Here is a 22156-nt window from a genome sequence, read left to right as displayed (position 1 = left end):
GTCTGGCCCGCGGGCACAGCGCGGACAAGCACCTCGCCGAGGAGCGGGCCGGGCGGCTATCCGAAGGCGTCGGCGTACCGGGCCTGCCGGTCCGCGGGCACATCCCCGTCCGCCGGCCGCTGCGGCAGCGGGGGCGGCAGGGTGCCGGTGACCCCGCGGACGGCGAGGTGGGCGGCGCCCAGCGCGGTGGCCTCCTGCGCGTCGACGAAGGCGGCGGCGCCCTCCCCGACGGCGGTCCGGATCTCCCGCCAGGCCCGCGAGCCGACCGGCGTCCCGGCCAGCACCCGGCGGGTGACCGGACGGGCCGCGGTGGCACTGAGCTCGCGGGTGAGGTCCCGGGACGCCACCGCGGTGGTCTCCATCAGCGCGCGGAGCAGGGCCGCCGGGGTGACGTCGAGGGGCACGCCGGAGAGCGAGAGCCGCCGGTCGGGCGAGATCCGCCCCCGGACCCCGCGGCTGCCGACCGGTTCGTCGCCGAGCAGGTCGTCCAGCGGAGCGGAGGGGTCCAGCCCCAGCAGCCTGGTCCAGGTGAGGTACAGCGCCCCGGACGGCAGCGCGGCGTGCAGGTAGAACAGCCCGTCGGTGACGAAGCAGCCGACCTCGCTGCCCGCGGTGGACGCCGGGTCCAGCGCGTCGGTCACCAGCAGGTGCGCCTCGGAGGTCCCGGCCGAGACGAACAGGTCCCCGGGGGACCGGGCGCCGGCGGCCAGCGCGCCGCAGAAGTGGTCGTGCCCGCCGGTGACCAGCGGGACGCCCGGCGCGACGCCGAGCTCGGCGGCCGGCCCGGCCCCCAGCTCGCCGACCACGGTCCCCGAGGGCACCAGCCGGGGCAGCGCCAGGTGGCCGGCGCCAACCACGTCCAGGCCCTCGGCGCGCCAGGACCTGCTGGGGGCGTCGAACAGGCCGGTCCGGGAGGCGTGCGAGTGGTCCATCACCAGGTCGCCGGGCCCCAGCGTGGACAGCAGCCAGCTGCCCAGGTCGGTGAGCGTGGCGGCGGACCGGGCCCGGTCGGGCCGGGCGCGGACCCACCAGGCGAGGGTGTGCACGGTGTACTCGGGGTGCCGGAGCCCGGTGACCGGCGCCCGCCGGTCCAACTCGGCGGCGTGCTCGCTGGCCGGGGCGTGCCCCACCCCGGAGAACCAGGTCGGCACGTCCCCGACCGGCCGGGCGTCGCCGTCGAGCAGCACCGCCTCCTCGCCCACAGAGGTGACGGCGATGCCGCCCAGCCCGTCGCGGGCCCCGGGTCCGGCCTCGGCCAGCGCCCTCCGGGCGGCGTCGACGGCGACCTGCCGGACGGCGCCGGGGGAGTGGACGGGGACGCCGGCGTCCTCGCCCTGCGGCGTCGGGGCCGCGGCCGCGGCGAGGACGGCGCCGTCCTCCCGCCGGAGCAGCACGGCCTTGGTGCGGGTCGTGCCCACGTCGATGCCCAGGAAGGTCTCGGCGCTCACCGCTCCACCCCCGGCACGGCGGCGGCGGTCGCCCGGGTCATCAGGTCGGCCACCTCGGCGGGTCCGCTGAGGTCGGGCTCCAGCCGGGCGGCGTTGGCGGCGCCGGCGGCCGCGCCGGTGCGCAGCGCCGTCGGCCGGTCCGCGCCCTGGGCCAGCGCGGTGACGAACCCGGCCAGCATCATGTCGCCGGAGCCGGTGGCGTTCACCAGGTCCACGGCCGGGCTCCGCACGTCCCAGCCCTCGTCCGCCGACCGGTAGGACAGCCCGTCGGCGCCGCGGGTGACGACGACCGCCCCGGTCCCGGCGTCCAGCACCCGGCGCATCAGGGTCGCGAGGTCCGCGGCGTCCTCGTCTGGGCCGGTGAGCCCGGCGTCGGCCCGGAGCTCCTCCTCGTTGACCTTCAGCACGTCCGGGCCGGCGCGCACCGCCAGGGCCAGGCCCGGCCCGGAGGTGTCGACGACGGTCAGCACGCCCTGACCGCGCAGCGCGGTGACGCAGCGCGCGTACAGGTCCGCCGGGGCGCCGCGCGGCAGGCTGCCGGTGCAGACCACCAGGTCGCCCGCGCGCACCGCCGCCAGCAGCCCGTCGACCAGCGCCGCCACCTCCGCGGCCGACACCTGCGGGCCGGGCTCGTTGACCACGGTGGAGGCACCGGTGGAGCTGTCCACGATCACGGTGCTGATCCGGGTCTCCCCGTCGACCCCGACGTGCCGGTCCTCGATGCCGAGCTCCCGGCAGCCCGCCGAGATCTGCGTCCCGACCGGGCCGCCGACGAAGCCGTGCAGCGCCGCCCGGCCGCCGAGCCGGGTCACGCCGCGGGCCACGATCATCCCCTTGCCGCCCGGCCGGCTGACCACCTCGGTGGCCCGGTTGACCTCACCGACCGCCAGCCGCGGGACCACCTGTAGCCGGTCCTGCGCGGGGTTGGGGCCGACGACGTGGACCGTCGGGCCTGCAGCTGCTCGCACCCGTCCTCCTCCTGTACCGAGCGGTCCTCCCGGTCGGTCCCCGGAGGCTAGAGGGGGTGACTGCTACTTTCGCCGCCGGGCCGGGGCCTCCCGGCTCCGGGGGAGACCGGAACCGAGGAGCACACCGTGGCCCGCGCAGCACTGACCGACGTCCTGTCCCCGGCGCAGCGGGCGCGCACCGGGGTCGGCGCCTTCAACGTCATCCAGATCGAGCACGCCGAGGCGATCGTGGCCGGCGCCGAGGCCGCCGGCCGGCCCACGGTGCTCCAGCTCAGCGAGAACGCCGTCCGGTACCACGGCGCGCTGGCCCCGGTCGGCCGCGCAATGCTGGAGATCGCCGACGCCGCCGCGGTGCCCGTGGTGGTGCACCTGGACCACGCCACCGACGTGGCGCTGGTCGACTCGGCGCTGGCGCTCGGCTTCACCTCGGTGATGTTCGACGGCTCGACCCTGCCGGTCGAGGAGAACCTCGCCGCCACCCGCGGCGTCGTGGAGCGGGCGCACGCCCTCGGCGTCTCCGTCGAGGCCGAGATCGGCGAGATCGGCGGCAAGGACGGCGTGCACGCACCAGGGGTTCGCACCCGGCCGGAGGACGCCGCCGAGTTCGTGGCGGCCACCGGGATCGACGCGGTCGCGGTGGCGGTCGGGAGCTCGCACGCGATGACGACGCGGACCGCCCGGCTGGACCTGGACCTGATCACGGCGATCCGCGACGCCGTCCCGGTGCCGCTGGTGCTGCACGGCTCCTCCGGCGTCCCGGACGACCACCTGCGCGAGGCGGTCGGCTCCGGGATGACGAAGATCAACATCTCCACCCACCTGAACGGCACGTTCACCGGCCAGGTCCGGGAGGTGCTCGCCGCGGACCCCGCCCTGGTCGACCCCCGGAAGTACCTGGGCGCGGCCCGGGCGGCGACCGCGCGGGAGGTCGAGCGGCTGGTCCGGCTGCTCGCCGCCTGACCCGCCCGCCCGGTCGCCCGGCCTCAGCCGGCGAGCGTCCGCCGCAGCGCCGCGGCCAGCACCGGGGCCAGCGGCAGCTGCGGGAGCAGGGTGGCCTGGTAGGCGTGGTAGACGTCCGGCTTGCCCGACCACACCGGCGGGGTGTCCCCGACCGGCAGCTCGTGCACCCAGCTGCCCTGCTCCCGGTCGATGAACCGGGCGGCCGCCTCGTCCCAGAAGGTCCGGTACCAGCGCTCGTACTCCGGCTCCCCGGTGCGCCGGACGAGCACCGCGGCCGCGCCGATGGCCTCGGTGAGCACCCAGTGCAGCCGGGAGGCGACGACCGGCCGGTCCTCCCAGTCCAGGGTGTAGACGAAGCCGGGCTGCCCGTCCGGCGCCCAGCCCACCTGCACCGCGGCGTCGAACAGGCTGCGGGCGTCGGGCAGCAGCCAGTCGGGGGCGTCGCCGCCGAGGGCCGCCTCCAGGTGCAGCAGCAGGCGTGACCACTCCAGCCAGTGGCCCGGGGTGGACCCGTAGGGCCGGAACTTGTCGTTCTTGCGGTCGGCGTTGTAGTCGGGGAGTGCCCGCCACTCCGGGTCGAAGTGCTCGGGGAGCCGCCAGCCGTTGTCCCGGGTGGCCCGGTGGACGAGGTGCTCGGCGATGCTCAGCGCCCGGGTGAGCCAGCGGTCGTCGCCGGTGACCGCGGCCGCGGTGAGGAACGCCTCGACCGTGTGCATGTTGCTGTTGGCGCCGCGGTAGGCCTCCAGCTCGGTCCAGGTCCGGTCCCAGCTCTCCACCGAGCGGCCCTCGTCCTCGGACCAGAAGTGCCGCTCGACGACGTCGAGCGCCTCCCGCAGCAGCTCCGCGGCGCCCGGCCGCCCGGCGGCGGTGGCGCTGGCGGCGGCGAGGACGACGAAGGCGTGGTCGTAGGCGGACTTGTCCGTGGCGGCCGGCGCCCCCTCGGCGGTCAGCGACGAGAACCAGCCGCCGTGCTCGGCGTCCCGGAAGGGGCCGGTCAGCGCGGCCAGCCCGGAGTCGACGAGCAACCCGGCGCCCGGGTGGCCGCGGAGGTGGGCCAGGGCGAAGACGTGCGTCATCCGGGCGGTGATCCAGAGCTGAGGCGGCTGTCCGGGGTCGGGGCGGCCGTCGTCGTCCAGCCAGGCGAAGCCGGTGAGGGAGCCGGAGCCCGTGCCGGAGCCCGCGCCGGAGCCCGCGCCGGAGCCAGCGGCGAAGGCGAGCAGCCGCTCGCCCTCGGCGTCCAGCCAGGCCCGGTGCGCGGGCAGTGCGGTCCAGGATCCCGACTCCGTGGAGTCACCGGTCGACGTCATGGAGTCCTCCTCAGGGTGGCCGTACGCGCCGGCCGGAGCGGTCAGGGGACGGACACTAGCCGCCGCTCCAGAGCTGTGTCTCAGCTGTGTCACGGACTCTTGACATCGTTGACACGCGGCTGTTGCATGACGCACGTCACCCGATGGCCGGTCCAGGAAGCGCGGAGGTGTGTCCCGTGCCCCATCCCCGCAGCGACCTCCCGCCGCTCGCCGCCGGCCTCGTGGCGCCGTCCGGCAGGTCCCGCGGTGCCTGAGCGCGTGACGCTGCGTGACGTCGCCCGCGTGGCCGCCGTCAGCCCGAAGACCGTCTCCCGGGTCGTCAACGGCGACGCCCACGTCACGCCGGGCACCCGCGCCCGGGTCCAGCAGGCCGTCCAGGACCTCGGCTTCCAGCCCAACCTGGTGGCCCGGTCGCTGCGGGTGGGCCGGGCTGACGTGTTCGGGCTGGTCGTGGAGAGCCTCGCCGACCCGTTCTTCGCCCGGCTCACCAGCGCCGTCGAGCACGCGGCCCACGAGCGGGGGATGGCGGTGATGGTCTCCAGCGTCGGCAACCGCTCACCGGAGCGGGAGTCGGTGATCGTGGAGAGCCTCCTGGTGCGGCAGGTCGCCGGTCTCATCGTGTCGCCGATGGCGCAGAGCCACGCCTACCTGGCGTCGGCCCTGCGGCGGACCCCGATCGTCTTCGTCGACCGGCTCCCCGAGGGCCTGCGCAGCGACGCCGTCCTGGTCGACGACCTGGCCGCCGGCGAGGCGGCCACCCGCCACCTGCTCGACCACGGCCACAGCCGGGTGGCGTTCCTCGGCTCCGAGCTCCGCAACCCGACCACCCGGCTGCGGCTGGCCGGCTACCGCCGGGCGCTGGCCGAGCGCGGACTGACCGTCGACGAGTCGCTGGTGGCGGTGGGCGCCGGGTCGGCGACCCAGGCGCGGGAGGCCGCGCAGCGGCTCCTCGCCGCCCCGGGCCCGCCCACCGCGATCTTCTCGTCCAACATGCGCTGCTCGCTGGGGCTGGTGCCGCTGCTGCACGCCACCGGCCGGACCGACGTGGCCGTCGTCAGCTTCGACGACTTCCCGATGGCCGACTCGCTGGTGCCCGCGGTCACCGTCCTCGACCACGACCCCGAGGTCATCGGCCGCGCCGCCGCCGAGCGGCTGTTCGCCCGGCTGGAGGACCTCGACGCCCCGGCGGAGACGGTCGTGGTGCCGGTCGGGCTGGTGCCCCGCGGCTCCGGCGAGCTGCGCCCGCCCGGCGGCGTCCCGGCGGAGGAGACCGACCAGCACACCCGGCAGCACCCGGACCAGCATTCGGACCACCACCCGGACCAGCAGCAGCGACGGGACACCGACGACCACGGCACGCAGCGAGACAGGGAGCGCGGCATGGACCGGCACGGAGCCAGGCGGAACGGGGCGTCCACCAGGACGCCCGCACAGGGACCAGGGAGCCGGCGGTGACGGCCGCCCTGGAGGCCCGCGGACTGCGGCGGGAGTTCGGGCACGTGCGTGCCCTGGACGGCGCGGACTTCGACGTCAACCCCGGCGAGGTGGTGGCGCTGATCGGCGACAACGGCGCCGGGAAGAGCACGCTGGTCAAGGCGCTGTCGGGGTCGCTCGCCGTCGACTCGGGGGAGCTGCTCAGCGACGGGAAGCCGGTCACCATCGACAACCCCTCGACCGCGCGGGCGCTGGGCATCGAGACCGTCTACCAGGACCTCGCGCTCGCCCCGCACCTCGACCCGGTGCAGAACATGTACCTCGGCCGCGAGGTGATGCGGTCCGGTCTGATGGGCCGGCTGGGCTTCATGGACCACGCCGAGATGAAGGCGCACACCCGCTCGGCGTTCGCCGACCTCGGGGCGACCGTCCGGGACTTCTCCGCACCGGTCGGGTCGATGTCCGGCGGCCAGCGGCAGCAGATCGCGGTCGCGCGCGCCGCCGCGTGGGCCAGCCGGGTGATCTTCCTGGACGAGCCCACCGCGGCCCTCGGCGTCGTGCAGACCCGCAACGTGCTGGACCTGATCCGGCGGGTGCGGGACCGCGGCATCGCGGTGGTGTTCATCAGCCACTCGATGCCGCACGTGATCGAGGTGGCCGACCGCATCCAGGTGCTGCGGCTGGGCCGGCGGGTGGCGACCTACGAGGCCGAGAAGACGTCGATGGAGGAACTGGTGGGAGCCATGACCGGCGCGATCAGCCAGAGCGCGGCATGAGCACCGCGACCGGGCAGCAGCAGGCGGCCGGACCCGCGCCGGCCGACGAGGAGCAGCCGAAGACCCCGCTGCAGCGGCTGCTGGGCGCCCAGGCGTTCCAGATCCTCGGCGTGCTGCTGATCCTCATCGTGCTGTTCAGCATCGCGGAGACCGACGCGTTCCTGACGGTGAACAACTTCCGCAACATCGTCGTCAACGTCTCGATCCTGGCCATCATCGGCGTGGCGATGACCTTCGTGATCATCACCGGCGGCATCGACCTGTCCGTGGGCAGCGTGCTGGTGTTCAGCGGGGTGGTGGCGGCCAAGACCATGGAGGCGCTCGGTGGCGAGGGCGTCGGCGTGGCGCTCGTCGGTGCCCTCGTCGCCTGCGTCGCCGGCGTCCTCTGGGGGCTGTTCAACGGCGTCCTCATCGCCAAGGCCAAGGTGCCGCCGCTGATCGTCACCCTCGGGACGCTGGGCATGGCCCTGGGCGGGGCGCAGATCATCACCGGCGGGATCGACGTCCGCGGCGCCCCCACGGTGCTGACCGACACCATCGGCTTCGGGCGGCTGTTCGGGCAGATCCCGTACCTGTCCCTGATCTCGCTGGTGGTCGTGGTGGTCGGTGCGGTGCTGCTGCACCGCACCCGGTTTGGCCGCTACACCTACGCCGTCGGCTCCAACGACGAGGCGGCCCGGCGGACCGGCGTCAAGGTCGACCGCCAGCTCATCCTCATCTACACGCTGGCCGGCTTCTGTGCCGGGCTGGCCGGGATCCTGAACCTGGCGTTCTTCGCCTCGACCACGATCGCCGGCCAGTCGAACACCGCGCTCAACGTCATCGCCGGCGTCGTCATCGGCGGCACCAGCCTCTTCGGCGGCATCGGCACCATCGCCGGCACCGTCGTCGGCCTGTTCATCCCGGCCGTGCTGCAGAACGGATTCGTGATCATGGGTGTCCAGCCGTTCTGGCAGCAGGTCGTCGTCGGCGCCTTCCTCATCGCCGCCGTGTACGTCGACCAGGTCCGCCGCGCCGCGGCGGCCCGGGGAGCGAGCAGTCGCCGTTCCCTCACCTCACGCCTCACCCGCCCAGCAGGGGCCCGTCGAAAGGAAGCACAGTGAACAGAAGGACCACAGCGAAGATCTCCGCCGTCTCGGCGTTGGTGCTCGGCCTCGCCGCATGCGGCGGGGACGACGCCGGCGGCGGGAGCGGCGGGGGCGGCGGCGGGGGCGGGGGCGACGAGGCCTACGAGGTCGCGTTCATCCAGGGCGTGGCCGGCGACGAGTTCTACATCACCATGGAGTGCGGGATCCAGGAGGCGGCCGAGGAGCTCGGCGTCACGGTCACCACCCAGGGCGCCCAGCAGTTCGACCCCGCGCTGCAGACCCCCATCGTCGACAGCGTCGTGGCCAGCGCCCCCGACGGCCTGCTCATCGCGCCGACCGACGTGAGCGCCATGGTGCGCCCGCTCAAGGCCGCCGCGGACGCGGGCATCACCATCGGCCTGGTGGACACCACCCTGGAGGACCCGTCCATGGCGGTCACCCAGGTCGCCTCGGACAACGAGGGCGGCGGCGCCGCGGCCTTCGAGGCCATCAAGGAGGCCAACCCCGAGGGCGGCACCGTGCTCGTCGTCGGCCACGAGCCGGGCATCAGCACCAACGAGGCGCGGATCAAGGGCTTCCTCGACGCCCTCGGCGAGGACCCGGCCTTCACCGCCCTGCCGACGCAGTACGCGCAGAACGACCCCGCCGAGGGCGCCCGGATCGTCACCTCGACCCTCCAGGCCACCCCGGACCTGATCGGCATCTTCGGCACCAACCTCTTCGCCGCCGAGGGTGCCGCCACCGGGCTGCGCCAGGCCGGTGCCGAGGCCAACGTGACCGTCGTCGGCTTCGACGCGGGCCCGGCCCAGGTCGAGGCGCTGGAGGCCGGCACCGTCCAGGCGCTCGTCGCCCAGCAGCCGGCCGAGATCGGCCGTCAGGGGCTCGAGCAGGTCGTCGCGTCGCTGAACGGCGAGGAGCCCGAGGCGGAGATCCAGACCGGGTTCACGATCATCACCAAGGAGAACCTCGCCGACAACCAGGACGCGGTCTACCGCTCCAGCTGCTGATCGAGGCTGTCCACGGCGCCCCGTCCCTCTCCCGAGGGGCGGGGCGTCGTGCGTCCGGGCGGAGGGCGGTCAGCCGGCCGGGGGCGTCTCCGGCTCGTCCAGGTGCACGACCAGGTCGGCGCGGGACCGGGACGTCTCGACCGTCCGGCCGTTGCGGCCGTCGACGGTGCGCACCCAGTCCTCGGCGGCCCGCGGCTCGTGGCCGAAGGACAGCCGGCGCCGCAGCAGGCGCTGCTCGCGCACCTCGGGCGGGACGTCGAGGTACCAGACCTCGTCCAGGCAGCCGCGCACGTCGCCCCAGCCGTGCTCGGTCAGCAGCAGGTAGTTCCCCTCGGTGAGCACGAGGGGGGTCTCCGGGTGCACCGGGACGGCGCTGCCGATCGGCTCCTCCAGCGCGCGGTCGAACACCGGGCCGTAGACCGGCCCGGCGGACGGCGTCCGCAGCCGGGTGAGCAGCGCGACGTAGCCGTCGACGTCGAAGGTGTCCGGCGCGCCCTTGCGGTGCCGGCGGTCCAGCCTGGCCAGCTCCCGGTCGGCGAAGTGGAAGCCGTCCATCCCCACCAGGGCCACCCGGTCGCCGAGGGCGTCGGCCAGGGCCGCGCAGACGGTCGACTTGCCGGCCCCGGGCGCCCCGGTGACGCCGAGCAGGCGGCGGGTGCCGCGCTCCGCCAGCGCCGCGGCGCGGTCGACCAGCTGCTGCAGCGTCTCCCGGACGACGGGGGGCGAGCCGGTGCCGGGCGGGGCGGGCTGGTGCACGGGGGCGTCCTCTCGGGCCGGCGCGTCGGCACGCGCACGCGCCGACCGTAGCCTCCCATGTCACCGATGACATGGACGGCCTGGTGTGGTTGCATCGCCGGAGGACCCGCCACTCGCGGCAGGGGCCGGACCCCGAGGAGACGCGCTGACCATGACGGACTTCAACGGCCGCACCGTGCTGGTCACCGGCGCCACTGGGGGCATCGGCGGGGCCACCGTCCGCCACCTGGTGGCGGCCGGCGCCGACGTGGTCGCCAGCGGCCGGAAGGCCGAGGCCCTCGAGGTGCTCGCCGGGGCGACCGGCTGCCGCACGCTGGCGTTCGACCTGACGTCGGAGGACAGCGTCCGCGGTGCGCTGGAGGGCCTGGACCTCTACGGCGTGGTCAACTGCGGCGGGTTCGGCGGGGAGATCGCCACCCCGATGGAGACCGACATCGAGGTCTTCGACAAGGTCATCAGCATCAACGCCCGGGGCGCGCTGCTGGTGACCAAGTACGCCTCGGCCACGATGGTCCGGCTGGGCCGGGGCGGGGCGATCGTCAACGTGTCCAGCCAGGCGAGCCTGGTGGCGCTGTCCGGCCACATCTCCTACGGCTCGTCGAAGGCGGCGCTGGACAACATCACCCGCGTCTCGGCCCTCGAGCTCGGCAAGTACGGGATCCGGGTCAACAGCGTCAACCCGACTGTCGTGATGACGCCGATGTCGGCCTGGTACTGGGGTCGCCCGGACATCGAGGGCCCCTTCCTCGACCAGATGCCGCTGGGCCGCTGGGCCACCGAGGACGAGATCGCCGCGCCGATCGTGTTCCTGCTCAGCGACGCCGCGTCGATGATCTCCGGGGTGTCGCTGCCCATCGACGGCGGCTACACCGCCCGCTGAGCCCGGTCCGCCGGCGGCAGCCGTGAGCACGATGCGGGACGTCGCCGCCCGCGCCCGGGTGAGCGCCAAGACGGTCTCCCGGGTGTTCAACGACGACCCGCACGTGCTGCCCGAGACCAGGGCGCGCGTGGCGGAGGCGCTGCGGGAGCTGGACTACGTGCCCAACCCGCTGGCGCGCACCTTCCGCGCCGGCCGGGCGCCGGTCCTCGGGGTGGCGGTGCCCGACCTCGCCGACCCGTTCTTCGCCGTCCTCGCCACGGCGGTGGAGCAGGTCGCGGCGCGTGCCGACATGGCCGTGGTGGTGACCAGCCTCGGGTACGACGCCCAGCGGGAGACCGGTGCGCTGGAGTCGCTGCTGCGCCGCTCGCTGAGCGGGCTGGTCCTCGCCCCGACCGGGCAGGACCACCGGCACCTGCGGTCCTGGGCGGCGCGGCTCCCGGTGGTGTTCGTGGACCGACCCCCGCAGGGGCTGGCGGCGGACGCCTTCACCGGCGACGACCGCGAGGGCGCCCGGGCGGCCGTCTCCCACCTGGTCTCGCGCGGCCACCGCCGGATCGCCTTCGTCGGCGACAGCCCGCGGATGTCCACGACCGCCGAGCGGCTGGCCGGCTACCGGTCGGCGCTGGCGGACGCCGGCCTGGAGCAGGACGACGACCTGGTCGCCTTCGGTGCCGCGGACGCCGCCGGCGCGGAGCGGGTGACCGGCCGGCTCGCCGCGGCCGGCCCGCCGCCGACGGCGTTGTTCAGCGCCGACGCGCGCACGACCATAACGCTCGTCCCGGCGCTGGCCGGGCGCCGCTGGGCGGTCGTCGGCTTCGGTGACTTCCCGATGGCCCACATGCTCTCGCCCGCCCTGACCGTCGTCGACCAGGACCCCGCCGCCCTGGGGCGGCTGGCCGCCGAGCGGGTGCTCGAGCGGCTGGCGGCACCCGGGCGCCGCTTCCGGCGACGGACCGTCGTCCCCGTCCGGCTGGTGGAGCGGCGGTCGTGCTGGCCGCCGGACCGGTCCTCGACGCTGTTCCCGTGCTCCGCCCCGGACCGCCGCCCGCCCCCGCTCGACGAGGAGCCCACCCCGTGACCGCCATCCCGCTGCACGCCGGCACCCTGGCCACCCTGCCCGAGGCGATGCGGCGCCCGCCCTACGACCGCGCCGCGGTCAGCAGCGGCGTCGTCCACCTGGGTGTCGGCGGTTTCCACCGCTCGCACCAGGCGGTCTACTTCGACCGGCTGCTCGCCCGCGGGCACACCTCCTGGGGCATCACCGGTGTCGGGGTCCTGCCGGTCGACCGCGCCCTCAACGAGGCGCTGCGCGCGCAGGACGGGCTGTACACCCTGGTGCTCAAGCACCCGGACGGGTCGCTGGAGCCCGGCGTCGTCGGGTCGCTGCTGGAGCACCTGATGCTGGTCGACGACCCCGAGGCGGTGGTGGCGGCCATGGCGGCGCCGGCCACCCGGCTGGTCACCCTGACCATCACCGAGGGGGGCTACAGCACCGACAAGGCCACCGGCCGCTTCCGGCTGGACGAGGCGCTGCGCGCCGACCTGGTCAGCCCCGAGGTCCGCACCGCGTTCGGCCTGCTCACCGCCTCGCTGCGCAGGCGACGCGACGCCGGGACACCCCCGTTCACCGTCGTCTCCTGCGACAACGTGGAGAACAACGGCGCGCTCACCCGGCAGACCCTGCTGGAGTTCGCCCGGCTCCAGGACGAGCACACCGGCGGCGACCTGGCCGGCTGGATCGAGGCGACCGTGGCCTTCCCCAGCTCCATGGTCGACCGGATCACCCCGGCCACCACCGACGAGGACCGGCGACGGCTGGCGGCGCAGACCGGCGTCCAGGACCGGTGGCCGGTTGTGGCCGAGCCGTACCTGCAGTGGGTGCTGGAGGACCACTTCAGCGACGCCCGCCCGCCGCTGGAGGAGGTGGGCGTCCAGCTGGTGGACGACGTCCGCCCGTACGAGCTGATGAAGCTGCGGCTGCTCAACGCCAGCCACCAGGTGATGTCCTACCTGGGGTACCTCGCCGGGTACCGCCGGGTCGACGAGGTGATGGCCGACGGCCTGTTCACCGAGCTGGTCGAGCGGTACATGCGCACCGAGGCCACGCCCACGCTGCCGCCGGTGCCGGGCACGGACCTCGACGCCTACCGGCGCGTCCTGCTGGAACGCTTCGCCAACCCGGCGGTCAGCGACACGCTGGCCCGCAACTGCGCCGAGGGCTCCGAACGCATCGCCACCTTCGTGCTGCCCGTGGTCCGCGAGCAGCTGCGCCGCGGCGGCCCGTGCGACCTCGCTGTCCTCGCGGTGGCCGCCTGGGCCCGCTACGCCGCCGGGACGGACGAGGACGGCGCCCCGATCGAGGTCGTCGACGCCCGGCTGGACCGGCTCGCGCCGCTGCTGCGCCACCGGGACGAGGACCCGCTCGCCGTCCTGTCGGTCCCCGAGGTCTTCGGCGACCTCGCCGGGGACGAGCGGTTCCGGGCCTCCTTCCTGCGGGCCACCGGGCTGCTCGAGGAGCTCGGGGCCCGCGGGGCGGTGGCCCGGCTGCTCGGGTCCTGACGGGCACGGCCCGGCTGCCCGGGTCCCGACTCGCACGGCCCGGCGGGCGGTCGCCGGAGGCCGTGGCCGGGATCTCGGTTGGGCAGCCCCGCGCACGGGCAGGGTCGGCACGCCGGTGAGCAGAGCCGGCCGTACCGCACCAGGAGTCGCGCCCCGTGGGGGGCGCGGCCCGGCAGCGGGGGCCGAGGAGACCGATGTCGATCACCGAGCAGTTCACCGAGGCCGTCGAGGCCGCCGCCGACGAGCTGCCCGGCCTGGAGCTGCTGCCCGAGCGCCTGGCCCGGGCCTGCACGCAGGTCCTGCCCGTCGACGGCGCGGGCATCAGCCTGTTCTTCGCCCCCGACCGCCGGCTCCCGCTCGGGGCCAGCGACCCGACGTCGGCCGTGGCCGAGCGGCTCCAGTTCACGGTGGGGGAGGGGCCGTGCCTGTCCTCGCACGCCGAGGGGCAGGTGGTCGTGGCCGACGAGCACGACATCCGGACCCGGTGGCCGGTCTTCCACGACGACCTGGTGAGCCGGACCCCCATCCGGAGCGTGGTCTCGCTGCCGCTGGCCGACGAGTTCAGCGACCTGGGCGTGCTGGACCTCTACCTGGTGCCACCCCACGACCCCGGCCGGCTGGACCTAGCGCTCGGACGGGCCGTGGCCGGTCAGGTGACCGCGGCCCTCCGCGCGACGAACGGCCGGACCTCCGCGGACGCGGACGGCCCGGCCTGGCTGGACGCGCCGGCCGCCGGGCGGCGGTCCCTGGTCTGGCAGGCCATCGGCTTCGTCAACACCGGCCTGGGGGTCACCAGCCCCGACGCCCTGGCGATGCTGCGGGCGCACGCCTACGGCGAGGGCCTGACCCTCGACGACCTCGCCGCCCGGGTGGTGGACCGCGACGTGCCGGTGGAGCGGTTGTCCGTCGTCGCCGACACGGCCAGCTGAGGGCGGGGTCGCTCAGCCGCCCCCGGGCCCGGTGCGCGCACCGTCCCCAGGCGGCGCGTCGACGATGTCGAGGACGGTGTCCAGCCCGGTGATCTGCAGCGGGCGGACGACGGCCCGGGCGGTGCCGGGGACGACGTGCACCAGGCGCCCGGCCCGGCGCGCCGCCTGGTGGGTGGCGACGAGCGCGGTCAGGCCGGCGGAGTCGAGGAACGTGACCTCCCGCAGGTCCAGCACGACGTCGGCGGTGCCGGGGCGGGAGAGCACGTCGAGCAGCAGGTCCCCGAGCCGGGGAGCGGTGCCGGCGTCGACGTCGCCGCGGACGGTGACGACCCAGCCCGCCGGTGCGGCCGTGGCCTGGACGTCGAAGGTCGTGGGGTCGTCGAGCTGACGGGCTTCCGTCATCGGGCCTCCGCACTGGTCGGCGGGAGTCAGCCGCTGCCTCGACCGTCCAGCAGATGAGTTTACGTCGTAAAGCGCCTGAGGTGACGGTCGAGCCTCCCGCCTCCTTCCCGTGACCTGCCGCGCTGCGGGGTGGCCCGCGGACGTGAGCCGGCGATGGGGACCGGTGCGGTGGACCGGACGGCGGGGGAGCGCCAGACTGGCCCCGGCTCGTCGTCCGGGCTCGGACGGAGGTCGCGATGTCCCGGTCGGCGCAGGCCGAGGGGCCGCCCGCCGGCGGCCTGGTGATGGGCACGCCGCAGGCGCGGTGGGTGCTGCTCACCACCGTCCTGGGCTCCGGGATGGCGATGCTGGACGCCACCGTGGTCAACGTGGCGCTGGAGCGGATCGGCGCCGACCTCGGCGCCGGGTTCTCCGGGCTGCAGTGGACCGTCAACGCCTACACGCTCACCCTGGCGTCGCTGATCCTGGTGGGCGGCTCGCTCAGCGACCGGTTCGGCCGGCGCCGGGTGTTCGTCGTCGGGGTGTGCTGGTTCGCCTCGGCGTCGCTGCTCTGCGGGCTGGCGCCCGACGTCGGGACGCTCATCGTGGCCCGGGCCCTGCAGGGCGTCGGGGGAGCGCTGCTGACCCCGGGCAGCCTGGCCATCATCTCGGCGTCCTTCTCCGGTGCCGACCGGGCCGCGGCCGTCGGCGCCTGGTCGGGGCTGGGCGGGGTGGCCGGGGCGGCCGGGCCGTTCCTGGGCGGCTGGCTGGTCGAGTGGAACTGGCGCGCGGTGTTCCTGGTCAACCTGCCGCTGGCCGCGCTGGTCATCGCGGTGGCTGCCCGGCACGTGCCCGAGTCGCGCGACCCGGACGCCGCGCCGGGTCTGGACTGGGCCGGGACGGTGCTCGTCGCGCTCGGCCTGGGGACGCTGACCTACGCGCTGACCGCGGCCGGAGACCCCGCGGGCGGAGCCGGCGCGTGGGCCTGGGCGGGCGTCGGTGCGGTCGCCCTGGTGGCGTTCGCCGGAGTGCAGCGCCGGTCCCGGCACCCGCTGGTCCCGCCCGTCCTCTTCCGGTCGGCCCAGTTCACCGCGGCGAACGCGGTGACCTTCCTGGTGTACGCCGCGCTCGGCGTGCTGTTCGTGCTGCTCGTGCTGCAGCTGCAGGTGGTCGCCGGGTTCAGCCCGCTGCTCGCCGGCACCGCGCTGCTGCCGGTCACCGGGTTCATGCTGCTGTTCTCCGCCCGGGCCGGGGCGCTGGCCCAGCGGTTCGGGCCCCGGCCGTTCCTGGTCGGCGGACCGACCCTGGCGGCCGGCGGCGTGCTGGTCATGACCGGGATCGGGCCCGGCGCGTCCTACCTGACCGACGTCCTCCCGGCCGTGGCCCTGTTCGGCGCCGGCCTGACGCTGCTGGTGGCGCCGCTGACGGCCGCCGTGCTGGACGCCGCGCCCGGCGGGTCCGCCGGCGTCGCCTCCGGGGTGAACAACGCGGTCGCACGGGCCGCCGGGCTGCTCGCGCTGGCCGTCGTCCCGGTGGTGGCCGGGATCGGCGGCGACGACTACACCGACCCACCCGCGTTCGCGGCCGGCTTCCGGACGGCGATGGTCATCTGCGCGGCGCTGCTCGTCACCGGTGCGGTGGTGGCCGCCGTCCTGGTCCGCCGCCCGCTCGGCGAGGAGGTGGAGCCGGCTCCCGACCTCGACGCCGTCCCCGCCGGGGCCGCGCACCCAGGGGGGCGGCTGCGGGTGGAGGAGTGCCCGTACTGCGGGGTGGCCGACCCGCCGGTGCACCCGCGCAGCTGACGGTCGCGGGGCCGGGTCAGGACGTCGGGCCGGCCGGCGGGGGACCGCCGGGGCCACCGGCCGGGGCACCGTCGCCGGAGAGCTGCCCGCCGGTCCGGGGAGTCGCGGTGTCGACGCCGACGGCGAGCGTGACGGTGTAGCCGCCGCGCACGTCACCGGTCACGGTGGCGAGCTGGCTCGCGCCGCTGTCGTCGCCGAAGACGTCGTCGCTGTCCAGGCTCAGTCGCGCCAGGTTGCCGACCGACGTCTCGTAGCCGGGCTCGGCGTACACCGTGTCGCACACCGCCTGCGGCAGGGCGACCTGCGACGTGGCGATGGCGGTGGAGGCGTCGGCGATGCCGGCCTGGTCCGGGTAGACCTCGAAGTGGACGTGCGGCCAGCGGCCGGGATAGCAGGCCGGGACGACGCTGGTGAAGGCCACCCGACCCGACGCGTCGGCGACCTGCACCCCGCGCAGGTAGTTCTCCTCCTCGACACCCTCGGAGTAGAGCGAGTACCTGCCCTCCCGGTCGCAGTGCCAGACGTAGACGGCCACGCCCTCGAAGGGGCCCCCGCCGCCGGCGATGTCGCTGACCAGCAGCTCCAGCGTCATCGGCACGCCCTCGGCGGTGCCGGTGGCGCCGCCGAAGCTGGACCGGATGTCGCTGCGGACGATGCCGCTCAGCGCGAGCACGTCCGGTCCGTTGGAGCCGTCGCCGGGATAGGGACCGGCGGTCTCGTCGGGGATCTCCCCGGACGTGGTCGTCGTGGAGCCGGCTGCCGACGAGCCGGCCGCCGTCCCGCTGCCCGATCCGCTGCCGCAGGCCGCCAGTCCCACGCCGGCCACGCCCAGGCCGAGGAGGCGGAGCACCTGCCGGCGGTCCACCAGGGTGGCGAGGTCGAACCCGAGGCCCTGGTCGACGACCTCCTCTGCGGGCCGCACGAGGGGCCGGCCCAGGTAGGTCGGTCGGGTGTCAGGCTGCGGCTGGTGCGTCATGGGGTCCCCCGGTGCGTGCGACTGCGGTCAGCCGTCAGTCTCCGGGGACGATCCAGGCGCAGCCCGTGGTGTCGCTGAGCCCCCGCTGTGCGCGCCGGCGGCAGAGGGTTCCTTCCTCAGTCCTCGACGGTCCACACGGCGCTGTCCGCCGGCAGCGCGATGCTGCCCCCGGCGTGCCGGACCCGGGTGGTGGAGGCGAGGAGGACGGAGCCGGCGCCGCCGACGAGCACGGTCCCGGATCCCATGTTGACCACGCAGCGCACCGCCCCGGTCGCGGTCACGCAGCGCACGGTCAGCACGTCGCCGTCCGTGGTGACCGTCGCCGTGCCGGCCCCGAAGGCCGGGTGCGCGGCGCGGAGGGCCAGCGCCCGCCGGTAGAGGGTCAGCATCGAGCCGCCGTCCCGGGCCTGGCGGGACACCGCGTACTCCGACCAGTCGGCCGGGACCGGCAGCCAGGACGGGGCCGAGCCGTCGGGGGAGAAGCCGACCCCCGCCGAGTCGTTCCACGGCATCGGGACCCGGCAGCCGTCCCGGCCGGCCCGGGCGCCGCCGCTGCGGAAGAAGATCGGGTCGCGCTTGGCCTCGTCCGGGACGGCGGCCTGGGGCAGCCCCAGCTCGTCGCCGGCGTAGAGGTAGGCCGACCCCGGCAGGGCGAGCACGAGCAGCGCGGCCGCGCGGGCCCGGTCGGTGCCCACCGCACCGCCGCCGAACCGGGTGACCTGCCGCTCCTTGTCGTGGTTGCCCAGCACCCAGGACACCGGGGCGCCGACGCCGGTGAAGGCCTGCAGCGCGGACTGCACCGCGTCGGCGAAGGACGCCGTGTCCCACGGCGACTTGAGCAGCCGGAACGACAGCGACTGGTGCATCTCGTCGGGGCGGGAGTACAGCGCGACCTGCTCGAGGTCGGCCAGGCACACCTCGCCGACCAGCATGGTGTCCGGGTACTCGTCGCAGATCGCCCGCCAGCTGCGCCAGACGTCGTGCACCTCGGGCTGGTTCCAGGTCATCGCCTGCTCGGGGCCGTGCCCGAACAGGGTCGGGGAGTAGCTGCCCGGGTTGTCCCGCAGCCCGGCGTCCTTGTAGAGGCCGTACGCCACGTCGACGCGGAAGCCGCTCACGCCGCGGTCCAGCCAAAAGCGCAGCGTCCGCTCGAAGTCCGCGGCCACTGCGGGGTCCCGCCAGTTGAGGTCGGGCTGCTCGGGGGCGAACAGGTGCAGGTACCAGCGGCCGTCCGGGGTGCGCGACCAGGCCGGTCCGCCGAACAGGGACTGCCAGTTGTTCGGCGGCTCCTCCGACGGCGGGGCGAAGTGGTAGCGGGCGGCCTCGGGGCAGTCGGGGTCGGCGAGCGCGGCCTGGAACCAGCGGTGGCGGTCGGAGGTGTGGTTGGGGACGACGTCCAGGACGACGCGCAGGCCGAGCCGGCGGGCGTCGGCCACCAGCGCCTCGAGGTCGGCCACGTCGCCGTAGTCGGGGTCGACGGCGCGGTAGTCGACGACGTCGTAGCCGCCGTCGGCCCCGCCGGAGGGGTAGTGCGGGTTGATCCACAGCGCGTCGACGCCGAGCCAGGCGAGGTAGGGCAGCCGCGAGCGGAGCCCGGCCAGGTCACCGATGCCGTCGCCGTTGCTGTCGGCGAAGGAGCGCAGGTACACCTGGTAGACCACCGCCGACTGCCACCAGGGCGCCGGCCGTCCCCGGGCGCCGACCTGCTGGTCGGGAGCTGTCCGCGCAGTGGCGAGCCGACGTGCCATGGAACAAGGATCGGCACTCCGCCCGCGGCTGCGTGTGCTCCAGGTCACTGAACTCGCGGGCGTTTCCTGGCGGAAGGTGACAAGCCGACCGGCGCGCGGCCGTGCCGTCAGGCGCCGAGCACGATGCCGCGCGCCGCCAGGGCGACGCCCACCACGAGCACCAGCGCCGCGGTGAGCACCGGGGCGGCCAGCGCGACCCGGCCGAGCAATCGGCCGCTGGAGAGGCCGGCGGCCCGGCGGGCCAGCCGGCCGCGGAGCCGGACCAGCAGCAGGCCGACCGCGGTCAGCGTGCCGGCCATGCCCAGGCCGTAGGCGAGCACCAGGACGACGCCGAACGCGGTCCGCCCGAGGCCGATCGAGGCGAGCAGGACGATGAGCGCGGAGGGGCTGGGGACCAGCCCGCCGGCGATGCCCATGCCGATCAGCCCGCCACGCCCGGTGCCGGGGCCGTGCGAGTGTCCCCCCGGGCCGTGGTCGTGCCCGCCCGACCACCAGCCGCCGTGGCCGTGGCCGTGGCCGTGCCCGTCGTGGTCGTGGTCGTGGTCGTGGTCGTGCCCGTGCTCGTGGTGCTCGTGGGCGTGCCCGTGGTGGTCGTGCTCGTGGTCGTGCCCGTGCTCGTGGTGCCCGTGCCCGTGCCCGTGGTGGTCGTGGTGGTCGTGGTGGTCGTGGTGTTCGTGGTGGTAGTGCCTCCCGTGGTCGGCGTGCCCGTGGACGTGCGCCGCCGCGGCGAGCGCCGGTTCGGGCAGGGCCACGGTGGCGGGGACCCGCAGTGACCGTGCGGCCCGCCAGCGGGGGAGGGCGCCGCGGAGCATCACCGCGCCGATGCCCGCCACGATCAGGCCGCTGACCACGCCGAGCCAGCGGATCACCTGGTCCCCGGCCAGCGAGCTGGACACCGACACGGCCAGGCCCAGGACCAGCACGCCGGCGGTGTGCGTCGCCGTCACGGTGGCGCCGACGGTGACCGCGTCCCGGCTGCGGCCGCTGCGGCCGGCCAGGTAGGCGGCCATCACCGTCTTGCCGTGGCCGGGGAGCAGCGCGTGCCCGCAGCCGAGCAGCACCGCCAGCAGCACCGCCAAGGTGCCGACCAGGGGGGTGAGCTCCCGGTCGCCGATGAGGTCCTCGAGCCGGCGGTCCAGGGCGGCCAGAGCCGTGCTGAACGGGTCGCCGGGTGCGGCGGCCGCCGAGGTCGCCGCGCTCCCGGTGCCCTCGCCCGGTGTGGTGGACACGGTGAACGACCGGACGTCCAGCGGCGAGGCGAGCAGGTCGTCGGGGTAGGTGCGCAGCTGGTCGGTGACGCTGTCGGCGGGCACCGGGGAGTCGACGAGCCGGACCCCGATGCCGTCCGCGGTCATCTCCCGCCAGCCCACCCGGTCGGCGAGGTGGGAGTCCGAGACGGTGAGCTCGGCCGGCTCGGACAGGTCGGCGTCGGCCCGCAGGTCGCAGCCGAGCCGCAGCGTGGGCAGCCCCGCGGCGCCGGGCACGACGTCCATCGTCGTGCCGGCCACCTGCCAGCGCAGCGGCGCGCCGTCGACCGTGGCGACCAGGGCGTCAGCGACGTCGGCGCACCCGGCCGACGCGGCGGCGGTGAGCTGGTCGGCGTCCGGCGAGCCGTCGGGGGCGATGGTCTGCAGCGCCTGGGCCGCGGGGATCTCCGCCCGGTCGACGACCGCGGCGAGCTCGACGTGGTCCGGGAAGACCTGGACGGCGGCGGAGTGGTTGACCGTGAAGTTGCCCAGCGGATGGGCCTGCGCCGTCCCGGCCGGCACGGCGGCCCAGAGCGCGCCCGCCGTCAGGGCCACCGCAAGGGTGCGGGTCCGCCTCACCGACTGCCGCCCAGGGACTCCAGCAGCTCGACCGCGCGCGGGGCGTGCAGCGGGGAGAAGTACGGGTTGGCGTCCAGTGCCTCGGTGAGCGTGGCCCGGGCCTCGTCGGACCGGCCGACGGCGGCCTCGATGACGCCCCGGTGGTAGAGGAACAGCGCGTTCCGCCCGCCGAGGGCGGTGGCCGCCTGGGCGTGCGCCAGCGCCTCGGCGTCCCGGCCGGCGCTGTGCAGCGCCCAGCCCAGCGCGTCGTGCGAGTCGACGTTCTGCCGCCGGGCGAACTCCGCCTCGGCCGCCGCCACCGCCGTCCCCGGGTCGTCGTGATCGGCGGCGAACAGCGCCGTGGACAGGTCGTCGGACACCCCACCGGCGGCGAAGAGCTGCCGGACGGTGGCCACCAGGGCGAACTGCCCGGCGGCGTCGGCGTCCCGGCCGAGGGACTCCAGGTACTCGCCGAACTCGACGAGGTGCTCCGGGAGCGGCTGGGCGTCGACCACCGACCGGAACGCCTCGACCGCGGCGGCGGCCTCGCCGCGGGCGGCGAGCACCCGGGCCCGGCCGAGCAGCAGGGCCGGGTCGTCCGGGACCAGCGTCAGGCCGGCGGCGAACTGGTCCGCGGCCTCGTCCAGGTCGCCGGTGGCGAAGGCCAGCGCACCCAGGTAGGTCCGGCAGTAGGCGGCTCCGGCGGCGTCCGGCGCAGCCTCCAGGGCCTGCTCCAGCGCCGACCGGGCGTTGACCAGGTCGCCGTGCAGCTCCGCGTCGTAGGACGCCCGGGTGAAGGAGGCGGTGCCCGGCTGCAGGTCGAGCATCCGCTGGAGCGCGTCGGTGGCCCCGGCGTAGTCGCCCAGCTGGGTGCGGGCGTCGGTGAGCACGCCCCAGGTGGTCGCGTTGTACGGGTTGACCGCCACCGCCCGTCCGGCGAGGTCGGCGGCCGCGGCGAAGTCGTGCCGGGCGTTGGCCAGTGCGCCCTGACCGGTCAGTGCCGCGTCGTTGCCCTCCGGGCGCAGGGCGAGCGACTCGCGCAGCGCGCCGTCCGCCTTGTCGTAGAACGACGGGTCCGCGGTCACCCGGGCCTGCTCCACGTAGGCCTGGCCGAGGTGCGCCCAGGTCTCGTGATCTCCGGGCACGTCGGCCAGCCGCTGCTGCGCGGCCGCGATCGAGGCGGTCAGCGGGTCGACCCGCTCCTCCGACGCCACGGTCTGCTGCTGCCCGCGGGCCGCGGCGTCGACCGCCAGGGTGTGGAAGCCCGCCGCCGAGACGGTCAGGAAGAGGCCTCCGGCCAGCACCGCGCTCACCGCTGTCCGCCTGCGCACG

The 22156-nt window shown here is 75.7% G+C and carries 19 protein-coding genes; 10 read left to right on the top strand and 9 right to left on the bottom strand.

Translation table 11 applies throughout. The features are described 5' to 3' along the window. Positions 1-56 precede the first annotated feature (56 nt). Complete coding sequence (locus tag ACWIX6_RS16060; protein ID WP_448613434.1) at positions 57-1448, bottom strand: FGGY-family carbohydrate kinase; 1392 nt, start codon at positions 1446-1448, stop codon at positions 57-59. Next, entirely contained in the window at positions 1445-2416 is a 972-nt protein-coding gene (locus ACWIX6_RS16055; RefSeq protein WP_448613433.1) for a 1-phosphofructokinase family hexose kinase, read from the bottom strand. The genes ACWIX6_RS16060 and ACWIX6_RS16055 overlap by 4 nt, the downstream gene beginning before the upstream one ends. Positions 2417-2542: 126 nt before the next feature. Between ACWIX6_RS16055 and ACWIX6_RS16050 the strand changes: the two genes are divergently transcribed. Then, entirely contained in the window at positions 2543-3376 is an 834-nt protein-coding gene (locus ACWIX6_RS16050; protein ID WP_448613432.1) for a class II fructose-bisphosphate aldolase, read from the top strand. A 23-nt stretch (positions 3377-3399) separates the two neighbouring features. Here the strand turns inward: ACWIX6_RS16050 and ACWIX6_RS16045 are convergent, their stop codons facing one another. Next, complete coding sequence (locus ACWIX6_RS16045) at positions 3400-4683, bottom strand: AGE family epimerase/isomerase (protein WP_448613431.1); 1284 nt, start codon at positions 4681-4683, stop codon at positions 3400-3402. Between the two features lie 246 nt (positions 4684-4929). Between ACWIX6_RS16045 and ACWIX6_RS16040 the strand changes: the two genes are divergently transcribed. Genes ACWIX6_RS16040 through ACWIX6_RS16025 form a run of 4 tightly spaced genes read left to right on the top strand, consistent with a single transcriptional unit; the run spans position 4930 to position 8988 of the window. Then, complete coding sequence (locus ACWIX6_RS16040; RefSeq protein WP_448613430.1) at positions 4930-6138, top strand: LacI family DNA-binding transcriptional regulator; 1209 nt, start codon at positions 4930-4932, stop codon at positions 6136-6138. Then, positions 6135-6893, top strand: coding sequence for an ATP-binding cassette domain-containing protein (locus tag ACWIX6_RS16035; protein ID WP_448613429.1), 759 nt, complete (start codon positions 6135-6137; stop codon positions 6891-6893). Before ACWIX6_RS16040 ends, ACWIX6_RS16035 begins: the two co-directional genes overlap by 4 nt. Next, a complete protein-coding gene (locus ACWIX6_RS16030; protein ID WP_448613428.1) occupies positions 6890-7996 on the top strand; it encodes an ABC transporter permease in 1107 nt (368 codons plus the stop codon). Before ACWIX6_RS16035 ends, ACWIX6_RS16030 begins: the two co-directional genes overlap by 4 nt. After that, positions 7993-8988, top strand: a complete 996-nt coding sequence (locus ACWIX6_RS16025; RefSeq protein ID WP_448613427.1) for an ABC transporter substrate-binding protein — start codon at positions 7993-7995, stop codon at positions 8986-8988. Before ACWIX6_RS16030 ends, ACWIX6_RS16025 begins: the two co-directional genes overlap by 4 nt. 69 nt (positions 8989-9057) lie before the next feature. Here ACWIX6_RS16025 and ACWIX6_RS16020 read toward each other — a convergent pair whose 3' ends face one another. Further along, positions 9058-9744 (bottom strand): nucleoside/nucleotide kinase family protein, encoded by a 687-nt coding sequence (locus ACWIX6_RS16020; RefSeq protein ID WP_448613426.1) that lies wholly within the window; start codon positions 9742-9744, stop codon positions 9058-9060. A gap of 151 nt (positions 9745-9895) precedes the next feature. Between ACWIX6_RS16020 and ACWIX6_RS16015 the strand changes: the two genes are divergently transcribed. From ACWIX6_RS16015 to ACWIX6_RS16000, 4 genes are all read left to right on the top strand, one after another. Next, positions 9896-10624 (top strand): SDR family oxidoreductase, encoded by a 729-nt coding sequence (locus ACWIX6_RS16015; RefSeq protein WP_448613425.1) that lies wholly within the window; start codon positions 9896-9898, stop codon positions 10622-10624. Positions 10625-10655: 31 nt separating this feature from the next. Beyond that, entirely contained in the window at positions 10656-11702 is a 1047-nt protein-coding gene (locus ACWIX6_RS16010) for a LacI family DNA-binding transcriptional regulator (RefSeq protein WP_448617003.1), read from the top strand. Next, a complete protein-coding gene (locus ACWIX6_RS16005) occupies positions 11699-13183 on the top strand; it encodes a mannitol dehydrogenase family protein (protein WP_448613424.1) in 1485 nt (494 codons plus the stop codon). Before ACWIX6_RS16010 ends, ACWIX6_RS16005 begins: the two co-directional genes overlap by 4 nt. Positions 13184-13377: 194 nt before the next feature. Beyond that, positions 13378-14112 carry a GAF and ANTAR domain-containing protein gene (locus ACWIX6_RS16000; protein ID WP_448613423.1) on the top strand — a complete coding sequence of 245 codons (735 nt, stop codon included), beginning with the start codon at positions 13378-13380 and terminating at the stop codon, positions 14110-14112. Between the two features lie 12 nt (positions 14113-14124). On the opposite strand, the gene ACWIX6_RS15995 is transcribed toward ACWIX6_RS16000, so the two are convergent. After that, entirely contained in the window at positions 14125-14514 is a 390-nt protein-coding gene (locus tag ACWIX6_RS15995) for an STAS domain-containing protein (RefSeq protein ID WP_448613422.1), read from the bottom strand. Positions 14515-14750: 236 nt separating this feature from the next. On the opposite strand from ACWIX6_RS15995, the gene ACWIX6_RS15990 reads away from it, so the two are divergent. After that, entirely contained in the window at positions 14751-16295 is a 1545-nt protein-coding gene (locus ACWIX6_RS15990) for an MFS transporter (protein WP_448613421.1), read from the top strand. Between the two features lie 16 nt (positions 16296-16311). Here ACWIX6_RS15990 and ACWIX6_RS15985 read toward each other — a convergent pair whose 3' ends face one another. The 4 genes from ACWIX6_RS15985 to ACWIX6_RS15970 form a co-directional block, all read right to left on the bottom strand. Further along, positions 16312-17271: a dioxygenase family protein gene (locus ACWIX6_RS15985; protein ID WP_448613420.1), complete on the bottom strand. Its 960-nt coding sequence runs from the start codon at positions 17269-17271 to the stop codon at positions 16312-16314. A gap of 116 nt (positions 17272-17387) precedes the next feature. After that, positions 17388-19019, bottom strand: coding sequence for a glycoside hydrolase family 13 protein (locus ACWIX6_RS15980; RefSeq protein ID WP_448613419.1), 1632 nt, complete (start codon positions 19017-19019; stop codon positions 17388-17390). A 107-nt stretch (positions 19020-19126) separates the two neighbouring features. After that, a complete protein-coding gene (locus tag ACWIX6_RS15975; protein WP_448613418.1) occupies positions 19127-20821 on the bottom strand; it encodes a hypothetical protein in 1695 nt (564 codons plus the stop codon). 20 nt (positions 20822-20841) lie between these two features. Further along, positions 20842-22155 carry a tetratricopeptide repeat protein gene (locus ACWIX6_RS15970; protein ID WP_448613417.1) on the bottom strand — a complete coding sequence of 438 codons (1314 nt, stop codon included), beginning with the start codon at positions 22153-22155 and terminating at the stop codon, positions 20842-20844. Position 22156: the final 1 nt, after the last annotated feature.

The sequence above is a fragment of the Modestobacter sp. URMC 112 genome (assembly GCF_053502575.1).
Note: the sequence above shows the minus strand (reverse complement) of the source record. Positions and strands in the feature narration are given on the sequence as shown.